General features: G+C 57.9%; 22 protein-coding genes. 15 read left to right on the top strand and 7 right to left on the bottom strand.

Features of this window, described 5'->3' with window-relative positions:
- Positions 1-399: 399 nt before the first annotated feature.
- Positions 400-2520 carry an acetylxylan esterase gene (locus OXE05_08320; GenBank protein ID MCY4437319.1) on the bottom strand — a complete coding sequence of 707 codons (2121 nt, stop codon included), beginning with the start codon at positions 2518-2520 and terminating at the stop codon, positions 400-402.
- A gap of 172 nt (positions 2521-2692) precedes the next feature.
- Between OXE05_08320 and OXE05_08315 the strand changes: the two genes are divergently transcribed.
- From OXE05_08315 to OXE05_08285, 7 genes are all read left to right on the top strand, one after another.
- On the top strand, positions 2693-3955 hold the full coding sequence (locus tag OXE05_08315) for a M20/M25/M40 family metallo-hydrolase (GenBank protein MCY4437318.1): 1263 nt from the start codon (positions 2693-2695) through the stop codon (positions 3953-3955).
- A gap of 59 nt (positions 3956-4014) precedes the next feature.
- Entirely contained in the window at positions 4015-4650 is a 636-nt protein-coding gene (locus OXE05_08310) for a hypothetical protein (protein MCY4437317.1), read from the top strand.
- Positions 4651-4784: 134 nt separating this feature from the next.
- Positions 4785-5867: a Gfo/Idh/MocA family oxidoreductase gene (locus tag OXE05_08305; protein ID MCY4437316.1), complete on the top strand. Its 1083-nt coding sequence runs from the start codon at positions 4785-4787 to the stop codon at positions 5865-5867.
- Positions 5868-5879: 12 nt separating this feature from the next.
- Positions 5880-6449: a hypothetical protein gene (locus OXE05_08300; protein MCY4437315.1), complete on the top strand. Its 570-nt coding sequence runs from the start codon at positions 5880-5882 to the stop codon at positions 6447-6449.
- Positions 6450-6643: 194 nt separating this feature from the next.
- Positions 6644-7993: an aspartate aminotransferase family protein gene (locus OXE05_08295; protein ID MCY4437314.1), complete on the top strand. Its 1350-nt coding sequence runs from the start codon at positions 6644-6646 to the stop codon at positions 7991-7993.
- A gap of 78 nt (positions 7994-8071) precedes the next feature.
- Positions 8072-8494, top strand: a complete 423-nt coding sequence (locus OXE05_08290; protein ID MCY4437313.1) for a DUF1761 domain-containing protein — start codon at positions 8072-8074, stop codon at positions 8492-8494.
- 244 nt (positions 8495-8738) lie between these two features.
- Positions 8739-10427: a thiamine pyrophosphate-binding protein gene (locus OXE05_08285; GenBank protein ID MCY4437312.1), complete on the top strand. Its 1689-nt coding sequence runs from the start codon at positions 8739-8741 to the stop codon at positions 10425-10427.
- A gap of 227 nt (positions 10428-10654) precedes the next feature.
- Here the strand turns inward: OXE05_08285 and OXE05_08280 are convergent, their stop codons facing one another.
- The 6 genes from OXE05_08280 to OXE05_08255 all read right to left on the bottom strand — a co-directional run bounded on the left by OXE05_08280 (position 10655) and on the right by OXE05_08255 (position 16849).
- Positions 10655-12199 (bottom strand): NAD(P)H-hydrate dehydratase, encoded by a 1545-nt coding sequence (locus tag OXE05_08280; GenBank protein ID MCY4437311.1) that lies wholly within the window; start codon positions 12197-12199, stop codon positions 10655-10657.
- 282 nt (positions 12200-12481) lie between these two features.
- Positions 12482-12856, bottom strand: a complete 375-nt coding sequence (acpS, locus tag OXE05_08275; GenBank protein ID MCY4437310.1) for a holo-ACP synthase — start codon at positions 12854-12856, stop codon at positions 12482-12484.
- Positions 12857-13323: 467 nt separating this feature from the next.
- On the bottom strand, positions 13324-14538 hold the full coding sequence (locus OXE05_08270) for a FecR domain-containing protein (GenBank protein ID MCY4437309.1): 1215 nt from the start codon (positions 14536-14538) through the stop codon (positions 13324-13326).
- A 1-nt stretch (position 14539) separates the two neighbouring features.
- On the bottom strand, positions 14540-14833 hold the full coding sequence (locus tag OXE05_08265) for an acylphosphatase (GenBank protein ID MCY4437308.1): 294 nt from the start codon (positions 14831-14833) through the stop codon (positions 14540-14542).
- A 31-nt stretch (positions 14834-14864) separates the two neighbouring features.
- The gene (locus tag OXE05_08260; GenBank protein MCY4437307.1) at positions 14865-15851 is read right to left on the bottom strand and encodes a methionine synthase; all 987 of its coding nucleotides are present in this window, start codon (positions 15849-15851) and stop codon (positions 14865-14867) included.
- Between the two features lie 2 nt (positions 15852-15853).
- The gene (locus OXE05_08255) at positions 15854-16849 is read right to left on the bottom strand and encodes a methylcobamide--CoM methyltransferase (protein MCY4437306.1); all 996 of its coding nucleotides are present in this window, start codon (positions 16847-16849) and stop codon (positions 15854-15856) included.
- A 450-nt stretch (positions 16850-17299) separates the two neighbouring features.
- Between OXE05_08255 and dgoD the strand changes: the two genes are divergently transcribed.
- The 8 genes from dgoD (at position 17300) to OXE05_08215 (ending at position 25686) form a co-directional block, all read left to right on the top strand.
- On the top strand, positions 17300-18445 hold the full coding sequence (gene dgoD / locus OXE05_08250; GenBank protein ID MCY4437305.1) for a galactonate dehydratase: 1146 nt from the start codon (positions 17300-17302) through the stop codon (positions 18443-18445).
- 115 nt (positions 18446-18560) lie between these two features.
- The gene (locus OXE05_08245; protein MCY4437304.1) at positions 18561-18764 is read left to right on the top strand and encodes a type II toxin-antitoxin system HicA family toxin; all 204 of its coding nucleotides are present in this window, start codon (positions 18561-18563) and stop codon (positions 18762-18764) included.
- Positions 18761-18967, top strand: a complete 207-nt coding sequence (locus tag OXE05_08240; protein ID MCY4437303.1) for a type II toxin-antitoxin system HicB family antitoxin — start codon at positions 18761-18763, stop codon at positions 18965-18967. Before OXE05_08245 ends, OXE05_08240 begins: the two co-directional genes overlap by 4 nt.
- A gap of 63 nt (positions 18968-19030) precedes the next feature.
- The gene (locus tag OXE05_08235; protein ID MCY4437302.1) at positions 19031-19453 is read left to right on the top strand and encodes a nucleotidyltransferase substrate binding protein; all 423 of its coding nucleotides are present in this window, start codon (positions 19031-19033) and stop codon (positions 19451-19453) included.
- Positions 19446-19778, top strand: coding sequence for a nucleotidyltransferase domain-containing protein (locus OXE05_08230; protein ID MCY4437301.1), 333 nt, complete (start codon positions 19446-19448; stop codon positions 19776-19778). The genes OXE05_08235 and OXE05_08230 overlap by 8 nt, the downstream gene beginning before the upstream one ends.
- Positions 19779-19991: 213 nt before the next feature.
- Positions 19992-21164, top strand: a complete 1173-nt coding sequence (locus OXE05_08225) for an amidohydrolase/deacetylase family metallohydrolase (protein ID MCY4437300.1) — start codon at positions 19992-19994, stop codon at positions 21162-21164.
- 58 nt (positions 21165-21222) lie between these two features.
- Positions 21223-22764, top strand: coding sequence for an exonuclease SbcCD subunit D (locus OXE05_08220; GenBank protein ID MCY4437299.1), 1542 nt, complete (start codon positions 21223-21225; stop codon positions 22762-22764).
- A 6-nt stretch (positions 22765-22770) separates the two neighbouring features.
- The gene (locus tag OXE05_08215) at positions 22771-25686 is read left to right on the top strand and encodes an SMC family ATPase (protein ID MCY4437298.1); all 2916 of its coding nucleotides are present in this window, start codon (positions 22771-22773) and stop codon (positions 25684-25686) included.
- The last annotated feature ends 89 nt before the right edge of the window (positions 25687-25775 follow it).

Genomic DNA, 25775 nt, shown 5'->3' with positions numbered 1-25775 from the left:
TGGCACAGTGCCAGGCGCTTCCTGCTCAGAGGCCGCAGCCACGTGGCGTCCGAATGGCACCTGCTGGCCACCGCGTTCAATCTCAAGAGCCTCCACGCCCTGTGGCGGTCTGGGTCTAGTCCAGCGTCGCCCCGGGGACGGGTCTCTCACTGGCACCGTCTTGTTCATCCCACCCGCCATCTGTCTGTCCTTCTCACCCCATTCACCGTGCCCCGCACCAGAATATTGAGACAGCCTCCCCAGGAGAGGGAGTGCTCTCGCTTCCGCTTTGGTTTCGCAAAGGTCTCCTACAAGAGAGACAGACTGGTAAGCCGTCTATTCCTATAGCAAGGTTGAACGGGTTTCCAGTGACAGCCAAGAATTGGTTGATTGAGATTCAACTCACTTTGGATGAGTCTGCTACTGCCGTTGTGCCCATGATACAAGCACAGCCTGCGCCTCAGTGCGACTAATCCGTGTCTGAATGTCCAGCCGCTTCCGCGCGTCCAGTCGCTTGAACATGAGAGCAGACGTGGCAAAGGCGGACTCACCATCTTGCTGGGTAACGGCCTCACCCATTGCGTCAACCGGATTGAGGATACTGGCGGCACGGGGAGCCAGCGTACCTATCAAGCTCGGCAAGTCGTAGTGGAGGAGCACACCGGGCAGGAAGCTACTCGCCGGAACCGTATATTGGCCTGCCCGTGTAATGTGGCGATAGGAGGCGAGCGTCTCATATGTCGCAACCGCTTGAATACGCTCATCTAGCGCGGCGGCATGCAGCGCCACGAGACCTCCGCCGCGTTGGCCGAGCATCGCGATTCTCTCACTAACGACATCTTCTCTCTCAGCGATCTGATCGACGCAACGAATGGCATCGGCAACGCGCTGCGTCAGCGGCCATTCACCCAGGAAGTACCCCATGAATGCAAGTCGGGAGTCCGTGCCGAGCAAAGCGACGTCGCTGGCAGTATAGGACACCTGCGCATTCCACCGAGTCTCTCCCCACCCACGCAGATCCATGGCAAAGACCATGCTGCCGGCCCGCGCCAGCGTGGCGGGAATGCCGAATTCATGCGCTTCGGCATCTTTGCCAAGGTCATGTGCATAGACAATCGCAGGATGCGGACCTTCTCCAGGTGGATGAAAGACCAGGCCGGGTATGGGAAGGTCGACCTCACTCTCGAAGTACACCTCTTCGACATGAAGTCCGCCGACATTGCGGGAGCCTACCGTCTGCATGGCGCCCGCGGCAGGCTGCTCTCGATAGTCGAGGATCGCACGTGCCGCTGTGCGAATGGTGTCCTGGAATCGTTCAGCATGCTTCTGCTTATTCAACTCAGGAATTGCAGGCGCGAGATCTTGCACGCGCTGCTCGTTCAGTGTAACGACCGTCTCGTTCCGGTCGGTTAGAAGCACCTGACCCGAAGGCGTGCACCAGAGAGTTTCAGGTGTTTCAACCGTGAATGGGTCTTCCGTTACCGGCCCCGGTTCGTCCTTCAGCCAGCGATTGAACCACGTGTACATGGCCTCGCGCATTGGCTGGTTATAGTCGTGATGGGCCGGCGCTTCTACCATGTTTGCCCGCTCGGTAACTCCCAGCGCGGTATAGCAGTCGAGGACGTCGGCGTATACATCTCGCGCGCCGATGAGGGGGAAGAAATCGTAGATGGTCGACGTGATCTGCATCGGCAGCGGCGCGCGGCACATCAGCAAGTCCGCCATGTCCATGTCGTTTGGATAGCTGCCGACCGGGTCTTGGCACGGATCGCCGATTTGCCCTTTTGAGTGCATCCGCTCGTACGAGGCGGTCGAGCACACGGGTACCGCCGCCTTGATACGGTCGTCGAACGCCGTGAGGAACATGGTGTACGTACCGCCGCCGGACGCGCCGGTACAGCCGATGCGGCTAGAGTCCACATCCGTGCGCATCTCCAAGTAATCAAGCATCCGCACACCGTCCCAAACCATGTGCGTGATCACCGATTGGCCGACTAGCCAGCAAGGGAGGCAAGCTCCCGCATGTTGTTCCGTACTGCTCTCCATTGGGTTGGTATTCGTGGCCGTATCCCAGTGCTGGCTGCGCTCGCCCTGTCCGATTGGATCGTAGACGAGTGCTACGTAGCCGTGCCGGGCGAGTCCGATTCCTCTCGCCTGCACAACATTCTCACCTTTGCCGTCGGCCCAGTGTCCCAGAGGATTGAGCACAGCCGGCAGTGGCTCGGTGATCTCCGGCGGCCGGTAGAGGTTAACCGTAACCGGAAAGCCGGGCTGGCTCTCAATTAGCAGTTTTTCCACCACGTAGCCGTCACGCTCGAGGACGCCTACCAGTTGTGGATTCAGCGGTGTGCGCTCGGGAAACTCACCTAACGAAAGACGGAAATTCTCGCGAACGGAGCGCATGTGCCCTTGCCAATCCTCTGCCGTCTTGAAGGAGCGCAGCTTGCGCTTGCGCCGCCAGTAGTGTTCGCGCGCTTGCCGCAAGAGATAGCCGAAATAGGCCTCATCGGCCCCACTGACGCGTCCACTCAATACTGTCATCAGATTACTCCTTCGAAGTCCTGCGACCGGGACTTCCACTAACGAGTGCAGCGCTACTCCGGCCAACCGGGTACGCACAATGATAGAGACACGCGATCTCCACACCATGTCGTGCACTGAGAATACAACGGCTTGGTCACACAGAGCAATGTGTGATAGTATTCGTCCCGTCATGACGAGACCACTCCCCGCCGACATACGCGCCTTTCTTGAGCAAGAGTCCACCGCAATTGCGGACTGGCTCTTTTCCCTCTGTGCCCTTGAGAGCAAACTCGGCAACGAAGCTGCAACGCGCGCCGAGGTGATGAAGGCCTTTCAAGGCCTAGGTCTGACCATTGAGGAAGTGGCTTATCCGCAGGATATTACCGCGAATCCCCATCATGTCCCGGTGCCGGAACTCGATCAGTTCCCGGACCACGTGCGCGCTAACATACTCGCCACGCGAGCCGGCAGCGGCGGCGGGCGCAGCCTCATTCTGCAGACCCATCTCGACGTCGTACCGGAAAGCGAAGGCCAGCGTTACGAGCGCATCCTAGACCCGGAGCGCGGAGAGATAATCTACGCCCGTGGCAGCAACGACGCCAAAGGACAAGCAGCAGCATTGTTGCTTGTCATGCGCGCTCTAGCGCACTTCGATGTCCCGCTTGCCGGCGATCTGGCTCTGCAATTGGTCACAGAGGAAGAAGTAGGCGGCAACGGCGCGCTGGCCTTCATTCATGCGGGACACCGCGCTGATGGCGTGGTAGTCATGGAACCTTCTCTTGCGCAAATCCATCCCGCGAATCGCGGTGCGCTCTGGTTCCAAATTGGGATAGAGGGCGTCAGCATGCACATGGGGCGCATGCACGAAGGAGTCAGTGCCATTGATAAGGGCATCGCTCTTATCGCCAGCTTCAAAGAGTACGAAAAAGAGTTGGTTGCAATGAGTAAAGGGTATCGTGGATTCGAGCGCTACGATCACCCTGTGCAATTGAATGTCGGCATGTTCCAAGGCGGTCATTGGCCCAGTGCAGTCGCTGGTGAAGCCTTGATCGAAGGCGGCGTGGGGTTCTTGCCAAATAAGGCCATGGATGACGTGCGGGCAGACTTGGAGCGCATAGTTGCCACACATCCTGATGAATGGATCCGGAATCACACATCCATATCGTTTGACAAACTGCGCAATGATTCATTTGAGATTGCCTACGATCATCCCTTACCCACCACGCTTCACGCCTCGACGCGGCAAGCCGGGATGGAAAGTGAAGTCTTTGGCTGGAACGTCTCCTGCGATGCGCGGCTCTACGCTCGGGTCGGAGGCCTTCCCGTAGTCGTATTCGGCCCTGGCGACCTGGCAACCGCCCACGGTCCCCACGAACACTTCGCCGTAGCGGACATGGTTGATGCCGCCTGCGCTCTCACGCAATTCGTGCAAGAGTGGTGCGGCGTGCGCTAGGGAGCGCTCTTCCCAGCCGGTGATGCTGAGTTTCTTCCAGTGAGAGAGTGATGTCCGCCATGCAGCAAAGTAGCGATGACAGCCGCAGGATCTGGGAGGCCCTGGCCTTCATCCTCCATCGTGTGTACGAACCGCTGGAAGACGAAGCGGCGGATTGGGCCATTATTGGCAGCGCAGCCTCGGCACTGCAGGATGTCGCGGTCAGTCCGGGCGAATTGCGCATACTCACCGAGCCCAATGCACTCGAGATCTGGTCGGGTCACCTATGGGATTGGCTGGACGATGAACCGGATAACGAAGGCCCAGGCCATGCCAAGCTCACCCTCACAGTTGAGCAGGCGCCAGTGACCGTCTTCGTGCGTGAGCCTCGCGAAAACGAACAAGGTATACTGCTAGAGGGCGTGGGCGGAGCAATATGGGGCGTGGTGGGCCGAGTACGCTTTCAAAATTGGCTCGTGCCGGTCGCGCCGCTTGAAGTGCAGTTTGCCACAGCGGTTGGTCGGATGTTACGTAACCCTTCTCAGCCCTCGTGGCAGCAACTGGCCGGCAAGATGGCGCAGGTGCTCTATGCCAATGGGTACTACCGCGAACTCATTGAAGAAGCGCTCAGCCCCTTTGGCCCGCAGGCGGGCAACGTAGCAATCGACCTGATCCGGGCGCATGCGGCGCCGCGTTCCAGCAAGACTATTCACTGAGGACGAGGCTGCAGGAGTATTGGACACAACGCTCGCAGTGAAGTCTTGCTGAGCAGTAGAACCCTGCAGCGCACGAGCGCAATGTAATCTATTGACAGTTTTCGGGCCGTTAAGGAGTAGGAGGAAGCAATCTCATGGCAGATGCTATTCGCATTGGCGTTATTGGCACCGGTGTTTTCGGAATCAGTCACCTGCGAGTCTTCAAGCAGGCGCAAAACGAGGGCCGCACTGTGCTGGTGGCGGCCTGCTCGTCCGGGCGGGATCCGGCGCGGGACCAGGAGCGCAAAGATGAATTCGGCATCCCCATCTACACCGACTGGCGAGAGATGCTCGACAAGGAATCTCTCGACGCCGTTACCATCGTCACGCCGGACCACCTCCACCGCGAAATGACCATCGAAGCAGCCAATCGAGGGCTGCACGTCCTGGTTGAGAAACCGCTGGACGTGACCAGCGCCGGCTGCCAAGCAATTGTGGATGCCTGCAAAGACAACAATGTCTTCCTCCAGGTTGACTTCCATAAACGCTACGATCCCTATCATTTAGCGCTTGAGCGGCAGTGCAACGACGGTACACTGGGCGAGGTACTCTACGGCTACGTGCATATGGAAGACAAGATCGTCGTGCCGCGCGATTGGTTTCCCCATTGGGCCGGCTCAACCAGTCCCGCGTGGTTTCTCGGCGTGCACTTTTACGACCTTGTGCGCTGGTGCATCAAGAAGGAAGCAACAAGAGTCTATGCAACCGGCCAGAAGAGGAAACTCGCGGCAGCCAACATCGATACCTACGATGCTATTCAGGCAAAGGTTGAATTCGAGGGCGGCACAAGTGTTTTCTTCGATAACGGGTGGGTGCTCCCTGACACATTTGAAGCCATTGTAAATCAGTCCATCCGCCTGGTTGGCACGGAAGGCTTTGCCGAAGTCGACAGCCAGAACCGCGGCATGGAAGCCGCAAGCTACAAGGACGGCATGCGCACGTACAACGAGGCGTTCATGCGCGAAGAGGAAGATAAGCACGGGCAGATCATATACCGTGGCTATGGGTATGAGAGCATTCTGGACTTCGTCGACAATCTCGATTTCTTGCGAGAAGGCGGCACGATCGACCAGTTGGAAGGACGCTATCCAAGTGGCGAGGATGCACTCGAAGTCACGCGGATCGCCGAGGCAGTCCACCAGAGCATCGATAGCGGATCGATCGTCACGCTGAGGTGAGAGTAGCGGACTATGGAGCAGCTCTTCCCCGGCTTCTACTGTTGGCAGACGCAGTATCGTCCCGGTCGGGAGGCCTACAGTGCTTGGGTGGAAGGCGAGAACGAAAACGTGCTCATTGACCCTTTCACGCCGGAAGAGGGTCTCAGCCGGTTCAGTCATCCGAGCAAAGCTATAATTGTGCTGCTGACGACCGCCAACCACGAGCGCGACGCCTACTCAATCAAACTCGGCCTGCGTGCTGAGATATGGGCGCCGGAAGCGGCACTGAACGAGATGGACATGGTGCCCGATCGGGTCTACAGCGGCGACGAGGATCTCCCATGCGGCATCCAGGCGTACCGGCTCGAGGGCTCCCATTCGGAAGGCGAAACTGCCCTGCTCGTCCCAAACGGCCCGGGCGTACTCGTGATCGGAGATGGGTTAGTTGCGCACCCCAATGACGCATGGCGCGCATTCGTGCCCCACGAGCGCGCCGCCCTGCAGCCACTCAAGGACCTGGCGTTCGATGCAATCGTCACGTCCCATGGCGCGCCGGTGCTGTCCGGCGCGAAAGCGGGCTTGTGCACATTCTTGGAGGCGTAGCACGAATGGCGGAGCTGCGTTTGGGTAGGAACGCGTTACTAGACCTAGCTAAACTAGGTTAACTTCGCTAATTTTGCTATAATTCGATGACAAAGCTCTTGACACCATGACGCCACAGACGAATGGTTACCCAAGCGGAGCGTTGCCGGCTTTGCTTGCGAACAGCAGACGAAACCGTAAACCGGAGGAGAATGATGAAGACTAGCACCCGTCTACGCGGCCCGGTGATCAACACGGAGCTACCCGGCCCGCGGTCGCGCGCAATCAAGGAAATTTCCGAACAATATGAGCCCAACGCGTCCAGCGAGCAGGTGCCAATTGTTTGGAAAAACGCTGAGGGCGTCTGGGCCACAGACATGGACGACAACACGTTTCTGGACTTTACCAGCGGCGTACTTGTCGCGAATGCAGGGCACAGCCACCCGCGCCTCGTGCGAGCGATGCAAGAACAGGCGGAGAAGGCCGTAAACACGTACGACTTTCTTAACGAGTGGCGCCCACAACTTGCCAAGAAACTGGTAGAGATCACGCCACCAAACCTCTCTCGCGCGATTGTGCTCTCCACGGGTGCCGAAACCATCGAGACAGCCATGAAAATCGCGCGCCTCTACACCGGCAAGCACGAGATCGTGGCGTTCCATGGCGCGTTCCACGGACGTACTTATGGCGCGATGTCGGTAAACGGCAAGCGCTCCAGCCCCGGTATCAAGGGGTTTGGACCCTTCTTGCCCGGCGTCGTCTTTGCGCCGTTCCCCTATCCCTACCGCAGCATTCTCTGCCGCGGCCATGAAGACGAGTGCAGCGAACGCTGCTTCGAGTACTTCAAGTGGATCATCGAGACGGAGTCCGAGAAAGACATCGCGGCGGTGCTGGTCGAGACCTACCAGGGCGCAGCCGGCTCGATCATCGCTCCCAAAGACTGGCTGCAGATGATCGCGCAGTGGTGCAAAGAGAACGGCGCGGTGCTCATCATCGATGAGGTGCAAGCCTCATTCGGACGAACCGGCAGGCTCTTTGGGTTCGAGCACTACGACATCGAACCGAATCTCCTTTGCCTCGGCAAAGGCATCTCGTCCACCGTGCCGGTGTCGGCTGTGGTGGGCGAAGAAGACATCATGAGCGTTCTGACACCCGGATCCGTTTCCAGCACCCACGGCGGCAACGCCTTTTCGAGCCGCGTCGCCCTGGAAAACATCAACATAATCTTGGAAGAGAATCTCTCCGAGAATGCGGCCCGCATTGGCGAAATTCTCGATGCCCGTTTCCGCGACATGCAGGCCAAGTACCCCGCCATCGGTGACGTGCGCGGGCTCGGGTTGGTATTTGGCATTGAGTTTGTCAAGGACCGCGAGACCCGAGAACCAGCCCCCGAAGTCACGCAGGCCATCATTGACGAAGCCTTCAAACGCGGTCTTGTAATGATCGCGCCGATTGGATTTTACGGCAATGCAATCCGCGTCGCGCCTCCGCTCGTCATTACGGAGGATGAGGCGCTGCTCGGCGCGGATATACTTGAAGAAGCGATTGCGGCCGTAGTTGGCTGATAGTCTCAGAAAGTTGTCTCGTAACAAAACGCCTCTGCGGCAGAATTGGACGATCAACCACAAGGAGGAGTTGACGATATGTCCGACCTATTTGTTACCGAATTGAATTACCTGGCAATCCTGGTAGCAGGTATCTCCAACATGGTGATCGGGTTCTTGTGGTACGGACCGATCTTTGGCAAAGCGTGGATGGCGTTGCGTGGCATTAGTCTAGAGGATACGAACCCAAATCCTCTCATCTACGTTGTTTCGTTCTTGCTCTCGCTGCTCATGGCCCTTGTCCTTTCAGTATTCATCCACCACGTAGACGCCAGTATCCAGTCAATGAGCCTTGTACTCGGCCTATTGGTGGCCCTCTTGGTTTGGGTCGGCTTCATCGGACCGGCGACCTTTCAAAACAACATGTATTCAGGTATCTCGAAGAAGCTTTTTGTTATTGACTATGGGTACGTGTTGGTCGCCTTGTTGATTCAAGGCGCAATCATTGGCGTGTGGCGTTGAAGCAGATTTGGTTCGTAGTTCTACCACTTTTGCCAAGAAGCACGTGTGCTAACTCATAGGAGCTCTAAAGCGAACAACGACGGCAGCAGCCGACGCCTCGTCGCTTCACTTACGTGGATTGCCGAGCGGACTTGCTCATTTGGGAACGCACAAGGAACGGGGATCCAAGGCGATGACTTAGTGCCGGCTCATTTGTAGATTGCAATTCTGGGGATCTGATAGAGCCGGATAGGAAGGTCAAACCATGGCCAGGATGAGCGGAGGCGAAGCCCTCGTCAAGTCACTTGTCCAAGAGGGTGTCGATGTAATATTCGGGATTCCCGGCATACACATGTCAGGGATCATCGCCGCCATGCGAGACGAGCCGTCCATCCGCATGATCACCACGCGCCACGAAGCCGGCGCAGCCCACATGGCCGACGGTTATGCCCGTGCATCGGGAAGACCGGGGGTAGCCCTGGTGGTTCCCGGCGCGGGACTTTACAACGCTGCCTCCGGCCTCGCCACGGCATACGCCCGTTCTTCGCCTGTCCTTGCCATTGCCGGCCAGATTCCGCGCGGCCAGATTGGCAAAGACCTTGAGGTCTATCATGAAGTCTCAGACCAGGCCTCTGTAGTCCGCCCTGTCACCAAGTGGCAGCGGCAGGCGTTGACACCGCGGGAAATCCCGGACGCCGTGTGCGAAGCGTTCAGACAGATGCGTACCGGCCGTCCCCGCCCCGTCCTCCTTGAGATTCCTCCCGAGGCCGGGGTGGAGCGCGATGTCATCCAATTGCGGAACCCGGCAAAGTTTTCGCGCATTGTGCCAAGCCAGGAAAACCTGCGGGAGGCCGCCCAACTCATCGCCCAATCTCGTCTGCCTCTGATTGTTGCCGGCGGTGGAGTGGCGATTTCAGGTGCGGAAGAGTCTCTCACTGCCTTGGTCGAGGCCACGAACATACCTGTGATCACCTCCAGTGGCGGCAAGGGCGCCATTCCCGACCGCCATCCGCTGTGCTACGGCGCGTGTCTCAGTCCCGCCGGGGAGAGACCCGAGATGAATCAACTCTTTGAGGTGATGCAGTCTGCGGACGTGGTTATCGGCATTGGCACACGCTTTTCGCTGGGCAATCCGGCCGGCGAGGCGTCCACGTTGGTCAACATCAACATTGACGACTCCGAGCTCACGAAAGTCCAATCCAATACTATTCCCTTGCATGGCGATGCCAAGGCAACCGTGGAAGCGCTGCTCCCGCTCCTCATCGAGGCCGGAGCGGGAAATCGCTCTTCACCCGCCGAAGCGGTAAGCGCGGCACGCCGCCTGATCGCCTATCACGACATCAGACAAAAGGAGCCGCAGTATCCAATTCTGGATACAATGCGAAACAGCATCCCGGAAGACACTTTTGTCGTTTGGGACAGCACAAAATTTGGCTATTACGCCCGCACTCATTATCCGGTGAACCAGCCTAAGACTTTCATCGATTCCGGCTACTCATTCAACGTCGGTTTTGCCTTTCCGGCGGCGCTGGGCGTAAAAGTAGCTGCACCCGGCCGTCCCGTGGTGAGTGTCATTGGAGACGGCGGGTTCATGTTCAACTCCCCTGAACTTTCCACGGCGGTTAGCTATGGGATCAACACCATTACCATCGTCTTTCGAGACGACTCTTACGGCAACGTTGCCTATGACCTGGACGAATTCTTTGCTGGAACATACGAAACCGACCTGCTAAACCCGGACCTCGTCACATTCGCCGAGTCATTCGGCGCAATTGGCATGCGGGCGGAGGACCCAATGGAACTCGAAACGCTGCTACCAGAAGCACTAGCGCGCCGAGCGCCGGTAGTCATTGACGTGCCGGTCGGCGACATGCCGTTGCCCCGTGCCAAGCTGCAAGCCCATCTCCCCTCCGTGCCCTGGGTCGTACCCCAGGAGGGGTTAATACAGCCGTGAGGGGTTGCCCACAGTCATGGCTGAAGCACTCTTTTGATTAAGATTGTAGGGTGGCATTGACCGGTAAGGGAGCGCGGCTTGGGTATCGATTGATTTGCCGCTCGAACACAGGTGTTGGGGCCGTCGCACAGCGTAGTAGCTCACCCGCTCGAGGCCTGTTCCGACTTGGTGAATTGCGTCAGCGGTATGCCGGCACAGAAGTGAGGTCCGTGGCTGGCGGTTTGGTGCTATTCACGGAGACTCTTCGTCACGAGTGGAATCTCGTCGAGCAAGTCTGAGGCGAGCAGCCCACTATCACCTAAGCGAGACCGCACCCTTGCGCCAGCCTCACCGTGGATGAAAGCGCCCGCCACCGCAGAGTCCCGCGGCGCAGCGCCCTGTGCCAGCAGGCCGACCGTGATCCCTGCCAACACATCGCCCGTACCAGCGGTTGCAAGGGCCGGATTGCGGTGAGGATTGATATAGGTTGTGCCATCCGGTGCGGCTGAAATGCTCGGAGCGCCCTTGGCCATCACGACAACGCCCCAGTCGGCAGCACACTGCTGCGCCAGTTGCAGCCGATTCCCATCTATTTCTGCGGCCGACTGGCCAAGTAATCGACCAAACTCCCCAGCGTGAGGAGTAAGGATTGTCTGCGGCGGCAAGAAACTGTCCAGTCTCTGGCCGACAATCGCATTGATGCCGTCAGCGTCGAGCACCAAGGGCGGGGCGTCCGCAGAATTGCGGAGCTCGTGCACAAGCGCCCGCACGAAAGCATACGTCTCCGGGTCGCTTCCCAGTCCGCAGCCTACAAGCAGCGAACGGTATTGTGGCAGTAACTCCATGATTGTGCCCAAGTCATCGGAGGTGACGTGACCGGCTTGATTGGAAAGCGGCAGGAACGTGCATTCAGATACTCTTGCCGCCACTGCGGTGTGAATAGAGGCAGGCAGAGCCACAGTTACTAAGCCGGCGCCCGCGCGCGCGGCTGCGGCGGCACTCAAAGACGCTGCCCCAATGTACCGCGAAGAGCCTGCGACTATGAGCGAGCGGCCAAACGTGCCCTTGTGCGCCCCGGCGGTACGTTTCGGTAAGAAGCCTTGCACCAGGGAAGCACTTGTGCGCTGAAGCGTCAGAGGGTCTGCCCACTCTTCCGGTAGGCCTATGTCAGCAATGGAGACTTCACCAGCACAATCGGCCCCCTTGCCCACAAAGCAGCCCGGCTTAGCAAAGCCCGTGGCCAATGTAAAGTGGGCTTGAAACGCCTGCGGATCTGCTTCGCCGCTGTCCGCAATGATGCCGCTGGGGATATCCACTGCCACACATAGCGTCTCTGCGCGCATGTTCTCGTGCAGCGCCCTCAGTATCTCCAGAACGCTGCCCCGCAGAGGTGGTGTCGCGCCGGTGCCAAGTAAAGCGTCCAACACACAGTCCGCACTTGCCAACCACTCATCGAGCCGCCCCGCACTGTCGCCCTCTCCGTGGATAGCCACTGGAATCCCAACGGACTGCACCCGCTTGAGGTTGGCGTCATCAGTGCGGCCGCGAGTCAGGTAGACGTAAGGCTCTACTCCAAAGCGGTATAGGTGGTAAGCGGCCACCAACCCGTCACCGCCGTTATTGCCCACACCTGCGAGAATGAGCACCCGCTTACCGGACGTGAGCTGCCCTTTCGTCCTGAGAAGAGTCGCGATATTGTAGCCCGCCAACTCCATGAGGGTGCGCTCATCCATTCCTATGGCTACGGCATCAGACTCGAGTTGGCGCATTTCCTCAGTCCGCGCTATTTTCACCCTCACAGCTCCTCGCGACTACCACTCGGAATAGTAATCTCATTTTCAGATTTGCGTGACTACGATGAGCATCAAGTTCGCTCAAAAGCCGTAGAATTCTCCATTAGCATCGATGGGAGTTCTCTCCTGGCGTGCGGAGAACTTGCCAAGCAGCTTCGTGTCACTTTCGCTCAGTCTTCAATGCCACCTGCAGCGGAAAAGGCTCCACCTACCGTCCAGTTGCTCTATTCAGACATTCTGGCCCCGCCATTTCCTGCCGCTCGGGACTTAGCATGCCCTATACTAAGTCGCTACAACTACTGCCATCGCGAATTCACGGCTATGGCTTAGACTGACAGCGAAGTGCCGTAGATTGAGGACCCGCGCCCGTGCAGCAGCCGCCCCATGAAGATAGACCAGCGGCTTGCCGCGCATGTCGGGCAAGACCTCCATTTCCCGCCAGCGAATGCCCCAAATGCCTGTGCCCAGCGCTTTTGAAGTAGCCTCTTTGGCCGCAAACCGCGCTGCGAGTTCCGGTACTCTGCCACGATACAGCGCCTGCTCCGCTTCGGTATAGACCCGGTGGAGAAAGCGCTCACCGTAGCGCTCGACAACTCGCGCAATCCGCGGAATCTCAATTATGTCCACTCCGGTACTTGGTCCTCCTGCGGCAGGCAAGATGCTGTCGACTCCCGTCCCTGCAGGCGCGGGACGAATCAGACCCCTTCCCTGGGCGACACATGCAAGGATTTCTCTAGCCATGGTTGCAGAGTCTACACCGTCGGTATCGATGAGCCTTGCACGCCGGAAGACACCCTGAAGTCGCGTGGGCTTGCGCAAAAGAAAGAGAAAGAGCGGGCTCGTGTTTTGATCGAATGCGCCCAAGAGTGAGGACACGCTCTCCAAGTGAGGGAGAACGAGAACGCACGTCCCGCCGTGGGCGGTAATCCTCTCCGCACTCGCCGCCAGAGTCCCGGCAAGCCACGGTACGCTAGGTGTGGGCTGACCTTGCCCTGTGGCAACGGATGTTTGGTTCTCAACGGGGACAAAGTAGCCCTGCTCTAACACGGTAGTCTGCACCAAATGGCCTGCAAGCGCATGACCGACCTGCACTCCCACCGAGGCATTTCCAGCGAAGACGATGATCATTCTCCAACCAGGCTAACGTACTGGATCACACCTTCGTAGGAGTGGCCGGAAGCCACAACTTCGACATCCCGGATAAAGATAGGACGTTGCGCGAGTTGAAGAATGTTTCGCTCATACGTAAACCACGTATCTTGAGAGACTTGTGTTGCATTCTCAGTCAAAAAGCCCTCCTCACTCGGTACGTGGTAATAGAACCCATGAAACCACACACTCTCTTCTCCATTTATGTCCCGGTAGCGAATGCGTACTATGACAGGGTATTCGGATCCTCTCCAGCCGCCTCCGGGCAGGCTCTGGTGGACCGCCTTAATCCGCGCCCTTAGATACAGCTCTTCGAAGTCCCATACGTCGCGGTCGATCTGCTGTACGAGAACGGTCTGACCGTGTCCTTCTCCATCACGCTTTAGGTGCACACCGCCTAGTTGAAAGGTAGCTGAGCCGGAAGGTGCTGCTATGGAGCGGTCCTCTTCGGTCCAGTATGCGCGCAAGTCCTGTTCGGGCAGTGTGAAGTCGCCCAGTTGCACAAGGTCCTGCACGGCCGGCAACGGCGCGAGCGGCAACTGACCCTCTTCTGTGGTCACTCGTTCCCCGGCGGCAATTTTCAAAACTGCTGGGCCATTGGACACGATCGCGCCGCCTATCCGCACGGCGAGCGAGCTGCGATGCTCATCAATGACTTCCACAGCATAGCTTCCCTCCTGCAAGGAAGCTGTAAACGTTGGCACGCGCACACGAAAGTCACGCTCTTCCGGAGACCTGGCCACCGCCACCCCTATGCGGCTCTTGCCTTTGACTTTCTCAATGACGACTTGCATCTTTTCAGGTTGATACCGTACAAGGTTGGATGCAATCAGCGTAACGCCGCTGTTCGGGTACAAGATGACAGTACTGCCATCCGGCAGCGCCAAGAACGCGCGAGAATTCTCATTGGTCGTAATGCTGTCACCGGGATTCAGCAGTGTACTTTCAAATCGTACGACCCAACTTGGCGAACCCGCCGTAAGCACGTACACTTCTTGGCCGCTAATCACGCGCACCGGTACCGATACATCCCGGCGGATACTCTCGATGACCCAACTCAATGCATGCGGAAGGGAAAAGACAATACCCAAGAAAATGAGAAAGCCAACAACAAGAGTTGCCCATGCCAGACGCTGCAAGCCGGCATACGTGCGGCTTGGTGTCACTGGAGGGGCCGTGTATTGTTGCATGTCATTGCCTGATCTGAAACTCGGTATAAGCTCCAGAAAGCGGTTCCCAGGTAGTCTCGACGAGCTCCACACGGCTCAACAGGGGCCCGCTCTTGAGCCGCGCCAAGAGCGTACCTAGTTCGTCAACCGGACCTTCAGCGAGAACTTCCACACTGCCATCGCTGTCTACGTTGCGCACGAAACCCGCCAGCCCAAGACGCGTCGCGGTCCGTTGTATGAAATCACGGTATCCAACGCCTTGCACTCGTCCGTACACGCGTACACGTAGCTGTCGCAGACCAGGGGGCTTTCGCATGATTCTCTCCAGCGAACGTCCCGCAGCTCCGTTAGCCCTGTGCGTTCTCCAGCCCAAGCTCCTGGCGAACTTCGCCCACTGCTTCCACGATAACGGCAAGTTTGGCTTGCGCCTCGTCTACCGAGCGGGTCTTCAGGCCGCAATCCGGGTCGATATAGAGTCGGTCGGCGGGCACTACATCTAGCCCCTTGTAGATGCCTGCCTTCACCTGCTCTTTATTCTCGACAATGTGGCTGTGCACATCCACGACGCCCATTGCCAGATTTTTGGTAAAGGGTGCGCGCGAACTGAAGAGATCGAGGAGGCTAAAGTCGCTATTTGCCATTTCCAAGTCAATGACGTCTACCGGAATATCGAGCATCTTGGGATAAATGGCTTCAAAGTCGCCGTAGCAGATGTGTGTGCCTGTAGTTGCCTCAATTCCATCGACAACCACTGCCATCGCGCGTATTGCCAGCGGGAGGTCTTCCGGCCGCGTGGACACTGCCGGCTCGTCAATCTGTATGTACTTTGCGCCAGCTTTCTCTAAGTCCACTACTTCCTCGTGCAGCACCTCAGCCATCGCCAGCACGAATTCTTCCTGAGTGTCGTAGTAGTTGTTGTACGACCACTCTGCCATCGTGTAGGGCCCGGTGATCATGCCCTTAACGGGCTTATTCGTCAGGCTCTGGGCATAGTGCCACCAGTCAAGTGTGAACGACTTGACCCGCTTCAGCGGACCGACAGCAATTGGCTTCCGGTAGTACCGGTTACCGTACGACCGCACGAGGCCGCTAATTTCCATACCTTCCATCATCTCAGCGAAGTACGTTGCCATATCGCCGCGGTACATTTCGGAGTCTACGACGATGTCGAGCCCGAGTTCATTCTGGAAATCCATCCAGAACTTCGTATATTCTCGTTCCATCGCCTCCAAGTCTTCTTGGGGCAACTTGCCACGCGCAAACTCAGTTCGCGCTTTGGCGAGCGCCGGTGGCTTTGGCAAACTTCCAACTTGCGTAGTCCATAGACCTTCCATCGTTATGCGACAGCCTCCTGAGCTTTCTTGACAGCATGAACCATGTTCTGCAGCTTGTCGTACGCGGTTTCTCTGGGCAAGAACTCCAAGCCGGTGTTTGGGCTGATGGCTAAGCGCTCTCTACATACGTGCTCTGTTGCGTACCGCACACTCTCTAGCACCGCTTCTTCGGTCTCCATGCGCACATTGCGCGCGTCGATAATCCCAAGCATGAGATCTCTATCGTCAGGAAACTCAGGTACAAGCGCAAGGTTGCCCTTGCCATGCACCATGTCAAGTCCAAATCCCTGAAACGGCAGCGCGAAGAAGTCAGGCAACCCTACGGCATCACCAAAGTCGGTTCGCAATAGCGTCGTGGCACCCACGCCATCCATGAGCACGTCCATCGCCTCCTTGAAGATGGCCCAGTCACCCTTATAGCGGTGCCAGACAATCGCAGGCTCATCTACTTGGATCAGCGGGGGATCAGTCGCCGCCAGCGCTTTCATCTCCTGGTTCAGAGCCCGTGCCGTATCCAATACAAGGGTCTGCAGGTCAACGACTTCATCAGAGACGGCGTAAGACCCAAGCAGTGAGAGTTTTGCGATGGTATAGGGTCCGGTGACCACAGGCTTTACAGGCCCGGAAGCATGGTCACGGGCAAACTCATAGTCGTGTACGAGAATTGGCCCTTGCCACGCGATGCGCCCGGTTGCCTCCGGCTGGCGGTAGAAGGTGTTGGTGTCAAAGTAGCGGATGAGACCGCCTATCTCGTAGCCATCGAGTTTGCCCGCGATATACGTCACCGGATCTTGCCAGCGAATCTGGCCGTCAGCAATCACGTCGATGCCGGCACGCTCCTGCTCGCCGATCACTTCGATCGTCACTTCATCCGCCGCGGCGGCGAGCTCGTCTGCTGATATGCGCCCCCTATCAAAGGAGGCGATGGCGCGGCGCAACGTCTGACCACCGCGTCTATTGGCAATTTTCGGATAGTTCCCTGGGACCGTACTGATCATATATAACTCCTGTTATGTGGCCCTGCTACTTCCACACACTATGGTATGGCAGACAGTACCAAATTTCAAAACGGGAGAAGACGTAGGTCATTTTCTCTGGACTCAAGAATTGAGCGGAGAGGTGACAGCGCTCTTTTGAGGGACTGTTGAATCTTCTTCAATCAATTCAAGACCAACGCCAAGCAGGCACAGCCGGCAGTCTCTCATACGCAGAAAACATCCAACCGCAGGATCGCCGATTCCCTCATTGTGTGACAGTAGCTGCTCCCTCGGCTATGCTAGATACACACTGATTCTGCCAGGTTCCGAGGTCTTGCCGCAGCAGGTACTTGATTAGCTACCATTTGGCACAAAGACTGAATCACACCCGTCCTGCGGGATATCGGCCGGACCCGCCCTCTGCAAGTCGCTGGGCTCCAAAGCATCAAGCTAGCGAAAGGATGTTACACCGTGCGGATAAGCGATGTTGAGACGCACGTCTTAGGTGACAATTGGCGCAACATTGTCTTCGTGCGTGTGCTCACGGACGAAGGGCTTTACGGAATTGGCGAAGCAACCATCCAGAATCGTGATGAAGCTGTCGTGGCATACATTCAGGCCGCCAAGAACCGCCACATTGTCGGCAGCGACCCCTTTAACATTGAAGACCTCTGGATGCGCATGTATCGCGACGATTTCTGGCGAGGAGGTCCCGTCGCCAATACTGCCCTCAGTGCTGTTGAGATTGCCTGCTGGGACATAGTGGGCAAAGCGCTCGATACGCCGGTTTATCGACTGCTCGGGGGCCAATGCCACGAGCGGCTGAAAGCGTACGCCAACGGCTGGTACACCGGCGACCGCACACCTGAAGACTTTGCCAGGCGAGCGAAGACAGTGGTTGCAAAAGGCTACCGCGCCCTGAAGGTGGACCCCTTCGGGGCAGGCACCTACGAGATGGAGGCGGAGGAGAAGCGCAAGTCGATTGCGCTGGTCGAAGCCATCCGCGACGCCGTCGGCCCCGATGTCGAAATCTTCATCGAAATGCACGGGAGATTCAGTCCGGCAACCGCAATCGAGATCGCCCGCGAACTTGAACCCTTCAATCCCGGCTGGGTTGAGGAGCCGGTTCCCCCGGAAGACCAAGATGCATTGGAGCGCGCGGCGCGCGACATTCACGTCCCCGTGGCCACGGGTGAGAGAATCTTCACGCGCTATGAATACGCCCGTTTCTTCGCCCGCAACGTCGTGGACATCGTCCAACCGGACATCATTCATGCCGGCGGTATCATGGAGCTCAAGAAAATCGCAGCTATGGCCGACGCCCACTACGTCATGGTGGCGCCACACTGTTCCAATGGCCCTGTTTGCACGGCTGCCAGCGTACACTTCGATTTCTGCACGACCAACGTAAAGGTCCAAGAGTGCTTCGACGACTTTGCGCCGGACTTCGTGCGCGAAGCAGTTATCGGCTTTCCCAGAGTAAAGGATGGGTATTTCTCCCCGCCTGAGGCGCCCGGCTTGGGCATTGACCTCAATCTGGACGTAATCAAGGAACACCCCTACCGATTCGGCCACTTTAACCTCTTTGCGGACGATTGGCAGCGCCGCGCGTATTAGAATCTACCCCAATACTTGGTGGGTTTTCCCAATTAGTGCTCAGCACTTCTCCTAAGCGCTGAAGTACGAGAGTTACTTGCGGTTGAGACGGATTGGTTTGCAAGTAGGTTGAGCCATGCCTAAAGTGCGGGACGCCATTCGACTGGTGGAGGGTGACGGCTGGAAACACGTGCGGACTCGAGGCAGCCATCGCCACTACCGTCACTCCACTAAGACTGTAATAGTTACTATAGCGGGTAAGCTGAGCAAGGAACTTGCACCCAAAACATGGAACAGCATCCTGAAGCAGGCTGGCATTCACGAAGGGGGTCAATCGTGAAATACACCATCGTCATTGAAAGAACTGGTAACGGTTACTCGGCATATGTACCCGACCTACCGGGATGTGTCGCAGCCGCGGACACGCAGGAAGAAGCTGGCACTCTGATTCGAGAGGCCGTCACTCACCATGTTGCAATGCTCCGTGAAATCGGCGAACCGGTGCCGGAACCTCAAGCCACCACTGGCTTGGTCGAGGTGTAGGCACATCCTACCAGCCAAGTTATCCATGCGCTCGCCAGTTGGCGCGTCGAGAGGGGAGAGAGCATGAACATCAACACGGACTTCCTCGCTCGCTGTATCCAGACCTTGGAGAGTGCGTCTGCGCAGTTGCAGCAGCATGAAGCGGACAGCATTGCCTACGACATCATGCGCGCCGCGTGCGTTAAGGAGTTCGAATTGGTCTTGGAGCAGAGCGGCAATCTACTAGGGAAGCGGCTCAGGCCCTACTTCGTCAGCAATCTGCAGGCCGATCGGCTTACCTTCAAGGATCGCTTTCGCCATGCCGCGAAGCACGGGTTGATCTCCGTCGAGAGTTGCGAACGCTGGCTCGCGTACCGGGATGCCCGCAACGATACGACGCACCGTTACGGCGCGGGCTTTGCAGAGACAACGCTTAAGCTGCTGCCCACCTTCATAAGCGACGCCAAGGTACTGGCGCGCGTCATTACGGAGGGCTCCGATGACTGAACGGCTGGACCTGCCCGGCCGCTACCGCCGGCAAATCGAAGCGCTGCTGCGCGCGTGCTTGCCCGGGGTAGAGGCGTGGGCCTACGGCAGCCGCGTCAACGGGAGAAGTCACCCGGGCAGCGATCTCGACCTGGCGCTGCGCACGCCCACCCTGGAACCGATACCGGACGCCTTGCTCCGGGAGTTTACCGCGGCGTTGGAGCGGTCGAATGTCCCCATCCTGGTCCAAGCTCACGACTGGGCGCGCTTGCCGGAGAGCTTCCATCGCGAAATCGAACGCAACCACGTGGTCCTCGACGTAGAGCACAGTGTCTCTGGCGGTTGAACTGGCAGCGACCTTGACGAAATCAGAAGCTGCAGAAAGTCCCAAAGTTGTCCCTATCGTCCAAGACCCGCCACGAACAGGGGTGTCCCGGCGCGGTCGTTTCATGCCTAAGAGTTGGGCATGCTATCAAGCTGATAGAATGGCACGCAGTGGTGTTGCCCTAGAGCATTTAGAGTTCTGTTAGAGAAGACCCTTCCGTTGGAGAAGACCCAAATGAAATACGACCTAATCCTGCGAAACGGCGATATCATCGATCCCGGAGAGGGCAGGCGCTTCACCGGCGACATTGGCATCGCTGACGGCAATTTCGCTGCCATTACGGAGGGCACACTCGTGGGCTCTGGCGGACAAGAGATTGACGTCGCCGGGCAGCTTGTTACCCCCGGGCTGGTGGACTTGCACGGGCACTGCTACTGGGGCGTGGGCGGCACCGGCCTCGATCCGGACTTGGTCGGCGCTCGGCATGGCGTAACCACCTGGATAGATCCCGGCAGCAGCGGCGCCGCGACGTTCCCCGCATTCAAGCGTTTCATCATCGAACCGTCGCAGGTTCGGGTTATTCCCTTGCTCAATCTCAGCGCCAAGGGCCTCGTGCATTGCCAGGAGGTCGGCGAACTAAACAACATGACGTATGTCGATACGGAACTTAACGCAGCCACCCTGGAGATGCACCGCGGCCTCATCGCCGGTATTAAGATTCGTGCCGGTCGCTCCAGCACCGGGCACACCGGAATGATGGCTTTGTGGGCGGGGCGCGAGCTCTGCGACCAGTATTCAGTGCCGCTCATGGTGCATATTTCCATGCCGACGCCAACATTGCAGGAGTTGCTTCCCATGCTGCGCGCGGGCGATATCGTTACGCACTGCTTTCATGGCAAGCCCGGCGGCATCTTGATGCGTGGCCGCGTCCGAGATGAGGCCTGGGCAGCCCGCGAGCGCGGCGTGCTCTTCGACGTGGGTCACGGCAATAGCAGCTTTTCGTTTCCCATTACCGCCGCTGCCATGGAACAAGGATTTCCACCCGATTCCATCAGCACCGACTTGCATCAGAGGAGCATTCGCACCTCGGCAAAGAGCTTTCCCTACGTGATGTCAAAGTTCCTTGCCCTCGGCATGGACATGGAGACCGTTGTCCGGCTCAGCACGCTGACTCCCGCGCAGTCAGTAGGGTACGACCACGTTTGCGGCCGGCTTAGCGTCGGCGCGCCGGCGGACATTGCTGTTTTCCGCGTCGACGAAGGCAATTTCACCTTCTTGGATCCGCAGGGCGAGGAGCGAGACGGCAGGCAGCAGTTAGAAAATACCCACACCATTGCGAACGGTGTGCCGCTGGATCGGAGCCGCGATCCGCTCGCTGACGATCCGTTTCCGCTGTCGACAATTTGATGCGTCGCGCGCACCTTCGCGGGCAGGACTTTTGCCGCCCCGCAATGGGATAGATGCTATGCAGTTCAAGTTTCTCCACACTGCAGACATTCATCTCGGCTACCAGCAATATGGCCTGCACGAGCGTTACGACGATTTTGTCGATGCATTCCAGTGGGTCATCGACACTGCGTTAGAAGAGCGCGTTGACTTTCTCTTGATTGCCGGTGACCTCTTTGAGAAACGCACTCTCGACCCGCGCACACTCCTCATCGCCGTCACGGAGTTTGAACGACTGAAAGAAGCGGGAATCCCTGTAGTTGCCATCGAGGGAAATCACGAGCGTTCCTACGGCGATAGTCTTTCCTGGATGGAGTACCTCAATCAGAGGGGCCTTCTCTGTCTGTTAAATTGTGCGCGCCACGACCAGGGCTGGACGCCGCAGCCCTGGGACGAAGAGGAGCGCACCGGCGGCTACGTGGACCTGGCGGGAGCACGCATCTACGGCCTCAGATACCAAGGCGCTCAGACCGGCGCGGCGCTAAGTGAAATTGGGACCGCCATAGGTGCTGCTGCGTACTCTGACGCTGAATTCTCTATCTTTCTCTCGCACACTTCTGTCGAGGGATACTACGACCAAGGTCATCCGTTTGCACGCCAACAAGACCTGGGCACTCTCAGACACTGTGTGAACTATTTCGCCTTAGGCCACATTCACGCCCCATATCGTGGAACACTTGACGGGAAGGAATGGCTTTTCAATCCCGGGTGTCCGGAAACCTGGAGCAGTGAAGAGTGGCAATATCGTGAAAAGGGCGCAATCCTCGTGGCGGTAGACACAGACCAGACACCGTCCTTTCATGCAACCACGTGCAACTACCCAATGCGCCGCTCTTTCATGCATATCCGGCAAGAGCTGGATGCCTGCCCGACTCCAAGCGCACTGCTACAACTCCTCGAGGAGAAGATAGAGCGTGAACCGGCACCACGCGGGGACGTAGAGCCATTGCTGCAGGGTGAAGTAGCGCATACCGTTCACGGCCGGACCTCCCAAGCGCAAAAGTCCCCAGTGGTTGAAATCTTGCTTACGGGCGTCGCCCGGTTCTCGCGCACGGAAATCGATACTGAAGCCATCGAGCACCTGGCGAATAAACATATTGATCCCCTGATCGTGCGTGTACGATCATCGCTGCAGGAGGCTCCCACGAGCCTGGTAGACGGCAATGACACGCTTGACCGTAACGAGCTGGAGCGCATGGTTTTTGAAAACCTCGTGCGGGCCGACGATCGCTTTGCGGCGACTGCGGCTGAGGTGGGCCAGATCGCAGTCATACTAAAGCAGATGGTCCTCGACGGGGTCACGGCCACAGAGATCGCAGAGGAGGTGGGGCGCCGCCTGCGCGAGCAGACGCAGGTCACACGGGACAAGGCGACTGCACTTGTACCGACAGGCAACCAGAGCGAAGATGCCGCTGATGAGGAGTGGCGTGATGAAGATGCTCCCTCGTCACAGAGCGGTGAGGATCCAGGGGAAAGCGGTCGCCTATCGCGCTACGTTCAGCAAGACAATCTTTTCGGTTCGATTCCGCCGGGCGACGGACCGGCTCAGTACTCAGACTGACTCCTGATGCGCATTACCGAAGTGTATCTGAAGAACGTCAAGAGCTACCAGGAAGCTACCATCCGGTTTCCGGTAGGCACCATTGCCATCTTCGGGCCAAATGGTGCTGGCAAGACCACAATCTTGGAAGCTATCGGCTTTGCGCTTTTCGACTTCCTGCCGTACCGCAACCAGCGGGAATTCATGCGGCACAACGCGTTAGAGACGGACGTGCGTGTGACGTTTCTTTCACGTCTCGATGAGTGTGAATACCAAGCTGTACGCACGCTGAAGCGTTCCGCCGGCAGTGCAGATTCGGTGACGTCCACTTATTACGTTTACAGCTTCGATACGGAAGGGCGTGTCGCCCAACAGAAACAGGACGTGCAGGCGTTTCTTCGCCAACACATTGGTCTGGATGAGTATGAAGACCTGGCACGAGTATTCGCCGACGTGCTTGGCGTGCCGCAGGGGCGGCTAACAGCCGACTTCTTGCTCACTCCCTCCCAGCGCAGGGACACCTTCGATCCTTTGCTGCGCGTTGATGCGTACCGTCAGGTGTACGAAAGGCTCCGCGATGTCCTGGATGCACTCCGAGGCAACGTCTCGGACCAAGAGCGGCGCGTCTCTGCCTTGGAACCGGAAGCCGAGCGCTTGCCCAACGAAGTAGCGGCGCTCGCCGTATTCGTGAAACAGCATGCAGAGACTACAAATGAGACTCGCATCTTGGCCGCGGACCAAGCACGCCTGCACGCAGAACAGCAGCGTCTGGAAACCCAGCGCCAGACACTGGAGCAGCAACGTGAACTGGTGAGGCGCCTCACACAACAGCAGCAAGATATTCAGAATCGTCTTGAGGCGGAGCAAGCCCAGGCCGCTGCAGCCGCGCTCGCGGAAGCTCGTACCAATGAGGCCGCGGCGGGGTACGCCGCCTACCGCAAGGCACAAGGTGAACTAACTGCACTGGAAGAGGATCGCAAGTCTGCCGATGAGCTTCGCCAGAACGGATTTTCAGTGGAAAGAAAGCTCGTGGCCTTGCGGACGAGACAGACCGCGCTTGCAAAGGGCGTGCAGGAGTCAAGCGAAGCAACAGCAAAGCGCACGGCCTTGGAGCCCCAGGTTGCGCGGCAGGAGCGCCTGGAAGGGCAATTGCTGCAATTCGGCCGCGATCTCGACTACGCTCGCCAACATGGCGAGCAGGTGACGCAAGTCCTGCGGCGGGCTGCTGCCGGCCGGAGCAACGGTCTGAGAGAACAGGTGTCTGCAGACTTGCCCGCGGCGCCAAGCGAGGCTGCTGGGTACGCGCGCTCCCGCCTTAGCGAACAGCACGAAGACCTGCGGGAGATCGGGTTGTGGCTTGAACGGCGAGACGATCTGCGTAAACGATACATTCAGACCCTACCCAAGCGCGATGAAACGGCAAGAGCCATTGCGCATTGTGAGTCATTCGTCGCGATCGCGGCGCAGCTTGAAGACCTTGAACGACAGTTGCAAACGGTAAGAGACCAGCTTAGCGCCTACGAAGCACAAAGACGCTTCAATCAAGACTCCCAAGAAATGGCCGCCGATGGCCTCTGTCCCTTTTACAAGGATTTCTGTCCAAAGGTGGAAGAGGGCCAAAGCCTAATTCCGATTATTGCCGGCCTCGTGCGCGACCAAGTGGACCAGGCCGACAAACTGCAGGCAGAGAGAGTAAGGATCGAGCAGGAAGTGGGCAGGGCAAGGGCAGCTCAGAAAGAGGTTGATCGTCTGGGTGACCTGGCGCCGCGCTTACAACATCTCGAGAGCGATCTCCACGACTTTGACCAGCAGCAGCAAGACCTGACACGGCGCATCGATGATCGCCTGCAAGGAGCATGGCCGGCACCGGTCATCGCCAAGCTACTCAGAGAGCTTGAAGAAAAAGAGGAGACCCTCCGGCAAGAGTTAAAAAGCTTAGGAAATCCGCGTCAGATTGCGGAACGACTGTACGACGCCTCCAGCGAGTATGAGCAGCGCGCTGAATCCCTTGCCGCGGTCACACGCGAACTCCGAACGTTTGAAGAGAAGTTGGCGAGAGTAACCGAGCAACTTAAGCCTTACGCCGACCTCGACCGCCGTGTAGCCCAGCAGCGCCGAATTGCAGATGCTCACCGTAATGACTTTGAAGTTTACCTGCAGCATGAGCAAATAGCAGCCGACCTACCACGCAGAAAAGAGCTAGTGGCGGCTCTCGCCGGCGACAAGGAAAAGAACGCGCAAGCCGTCACGGAGTCGCAGCAACTACTCACAGCGTGCGAGGAGTCCTGGAATCCGGCCGCACTCAGTGAGATTCAAAATAACCTGAATGAGGCCCAGGGCCTGTTAGGCGCCGCGAACGAACGGTCCCGCTATTTGAGTAAGCAGATTATTCTCACGAAGCAAGAGATCGCCGCCCTCGAGGAGTCTGCACGGGAATTGGAAGACGCCAAACAGGCGCTGGCGGCTGCGCAAGAGGTGTTTACGGTAACCGGCTTCTTGCGCAACGTCATTCGCGATGCAGGTCCCCACATCGCCCGCCACCTCATTCAACAGATTTCGGCGGAAGCCAATACACTTTTTAGCGAGATTATGGGAGATGCTTCCGCAGAACTCTCACTCACTGAAGACTACGACATACTTCTTGAGCAACACGGACACCGGCGCGCGTTCCTGCAACTGTCCGGCGGCGAGCAGATGAGCGCTGCCGTGGCCGTGCGCTTAGGACTCTTGCGCCAACTCTCCGACATCAATATTGCCTTCTTTGACGAACCGACCCAGAATATGGATGCGGAGCGTCGCCACAACCTGGCCGAACAGCTTGAACGAGTAACGGGCTTCCAACAGCTTTTCGTCATAAGCCACGACGATACCTTCGAACCAATGGTCTCTTCGGTAGTTCGCGTGCGCAAAGAGAATGGCGTAAGTTCTGTGGAAGTGGAATAGCGCAGGTTCTTAAACTCTGATGAATCCGTCAGGTTGTCACGCAGCACCACAATGAGCAATGCCATAGACGCACGGTCTCGCGGCAAACG

It is taken from the genome of Chloroflexota bacterium (assembly GCA_026710945.1).
GTDB lineage: Bacteria > Chloroflexota > UBA11872 > VXOZ01 > VXOZ01 > VXOZ01.
The sequence above is the reverse complement of the archived record's forward strand: the minus strand, read 5'-3'. Positions and strand labels throughout refer to the sequence as shown.

Excerpts from the sequence above, each read along its gene's own strand:
- OXE05_08320 (MCY4437319.1), bottom strand. The coding sequence starts at position 2,520 with ATGACAGTATTGAGTGGACGCGTCAGTGGGGCCGATGAGGCCTATTTC.
- OXE05_08315 (MCY4437318.1), top strand. The coding sequence starts at position 2,693 with ATGACGAGACCACTCCCCGCCGACATACGCGCCTTTCTTGAGCAAGAG.
- OXE05_08310 (MCY4437317.1), top strand. The coding sequence starts at position 4,015 with ATGCAGCAAAGTAGCGATGACAGCCGCAGGATCTGGGAGGCCCTGGCC.
- OXE05_08305 (MCY4437316.1), top strand. The coding sequence starts at position 4,785 with ATGGCAGATGCTATTCGCATTGGCGTTATTGGCACCGGTGTTTTCGGA.
- OXE05_08300 (MCY4437315.1), top strand. The coding sequence starts at position 5,880 with ATGGAGCAGCTCTTCCCCGGCTTCTACTGTTGGCAGACGCAGTATCGT.
- OXE05_08295 (MCY4437314.1), top strand. The coding sequence starts at position 6,644 with ATGAAGACTAGCACCCGTCTACGCGGCCCGGTGATCAACACGGAGCTA.
- OXE05_08290 (MCY4437313.1), top strand. The coding sequence starts at position 8,072 with ATGTCCGACCTATTTGTTACCGAATTGAATTACCTGGCAATCCTGGTA.
- OXE05_08285 (MCY4437312.1), top strand. The coding sequence starts at position 8,739 with ATGGCCAGGATGAGCGGAGGCGAAGCCCTCGTCAAGTCACTTGTCCAA.
- OXE05_08270 (MCY4437309.1), bottom strand. The coding sequence starts at position 14,538 with ATGCAACAATACACGGCCCCTCCAGTGACACCAAGCCGCACGTATGCC.
- OXE05_08265 (MCY4437308.1), bottom strand. The coding sequence starts at position 14,833 with ATGCGAAAGCCCCCTGGTCTGCGACAGCTACGTGTACGCGTGTACGGA.
- OXE05_08260 (MCY4437307.1), bottom strand. The coding sequence starts at position 15,851 with ATGGAAGGTCTATGGACTACGCAAGTTGGAAGTTTGCCAAAGCCACCG.
- OXE05_08255 (MCY4437306.1), bottom strand. The coding sequence starts at position 16,849 with ATGATCAGTACGGTCCCAGGGAACTATCCGAAAATTGCCAATAGACGC.
- OXE05_08245 (MCY4437304.1), top strand. The coding sequence starts at position 18,561 with ATGCCTAAAGTGCGGGACGCCATTCGACTGGTGGAGGGTGACGGCTGG.
- OXE05_08235 (MCY4437302.1), top strand. The coding sequence starts at position 19,031 with ATGAACATCAACACGGACTTCCTCGCTCGCTGTATCCAGACCTTGGAG.
- OXE05_08230 (MCY4437301.1), top strand. The coding sequence starts at position 19,446 with ATGACTGAACGGCTGGACCTGCCCGGCCGCTACCGCCGGCAAATCGAA.
- OXE05_08225 (MCY4437300.1), top strand. The coding sequence starts at position 19,992 with ATGAAATACGACCTAATCCTGCGAAACGGCGATATCATCGATCCCGGA.
- OXE05_08220 (MCY4437299.1), top strand. The coding sequence starts at position 21,223 with ATGCAGTTCAAGTTTCTCCACACTGCAGACATTCATCTCGGCTACCAG.
- OXE05_08215 (MCY4437298.1), top strand. The coding sequence starts at position 22,771 with ATGCGCATTACCGAAGTGTATCTGAAGAACGTCAAGAGCTACCAGGAA.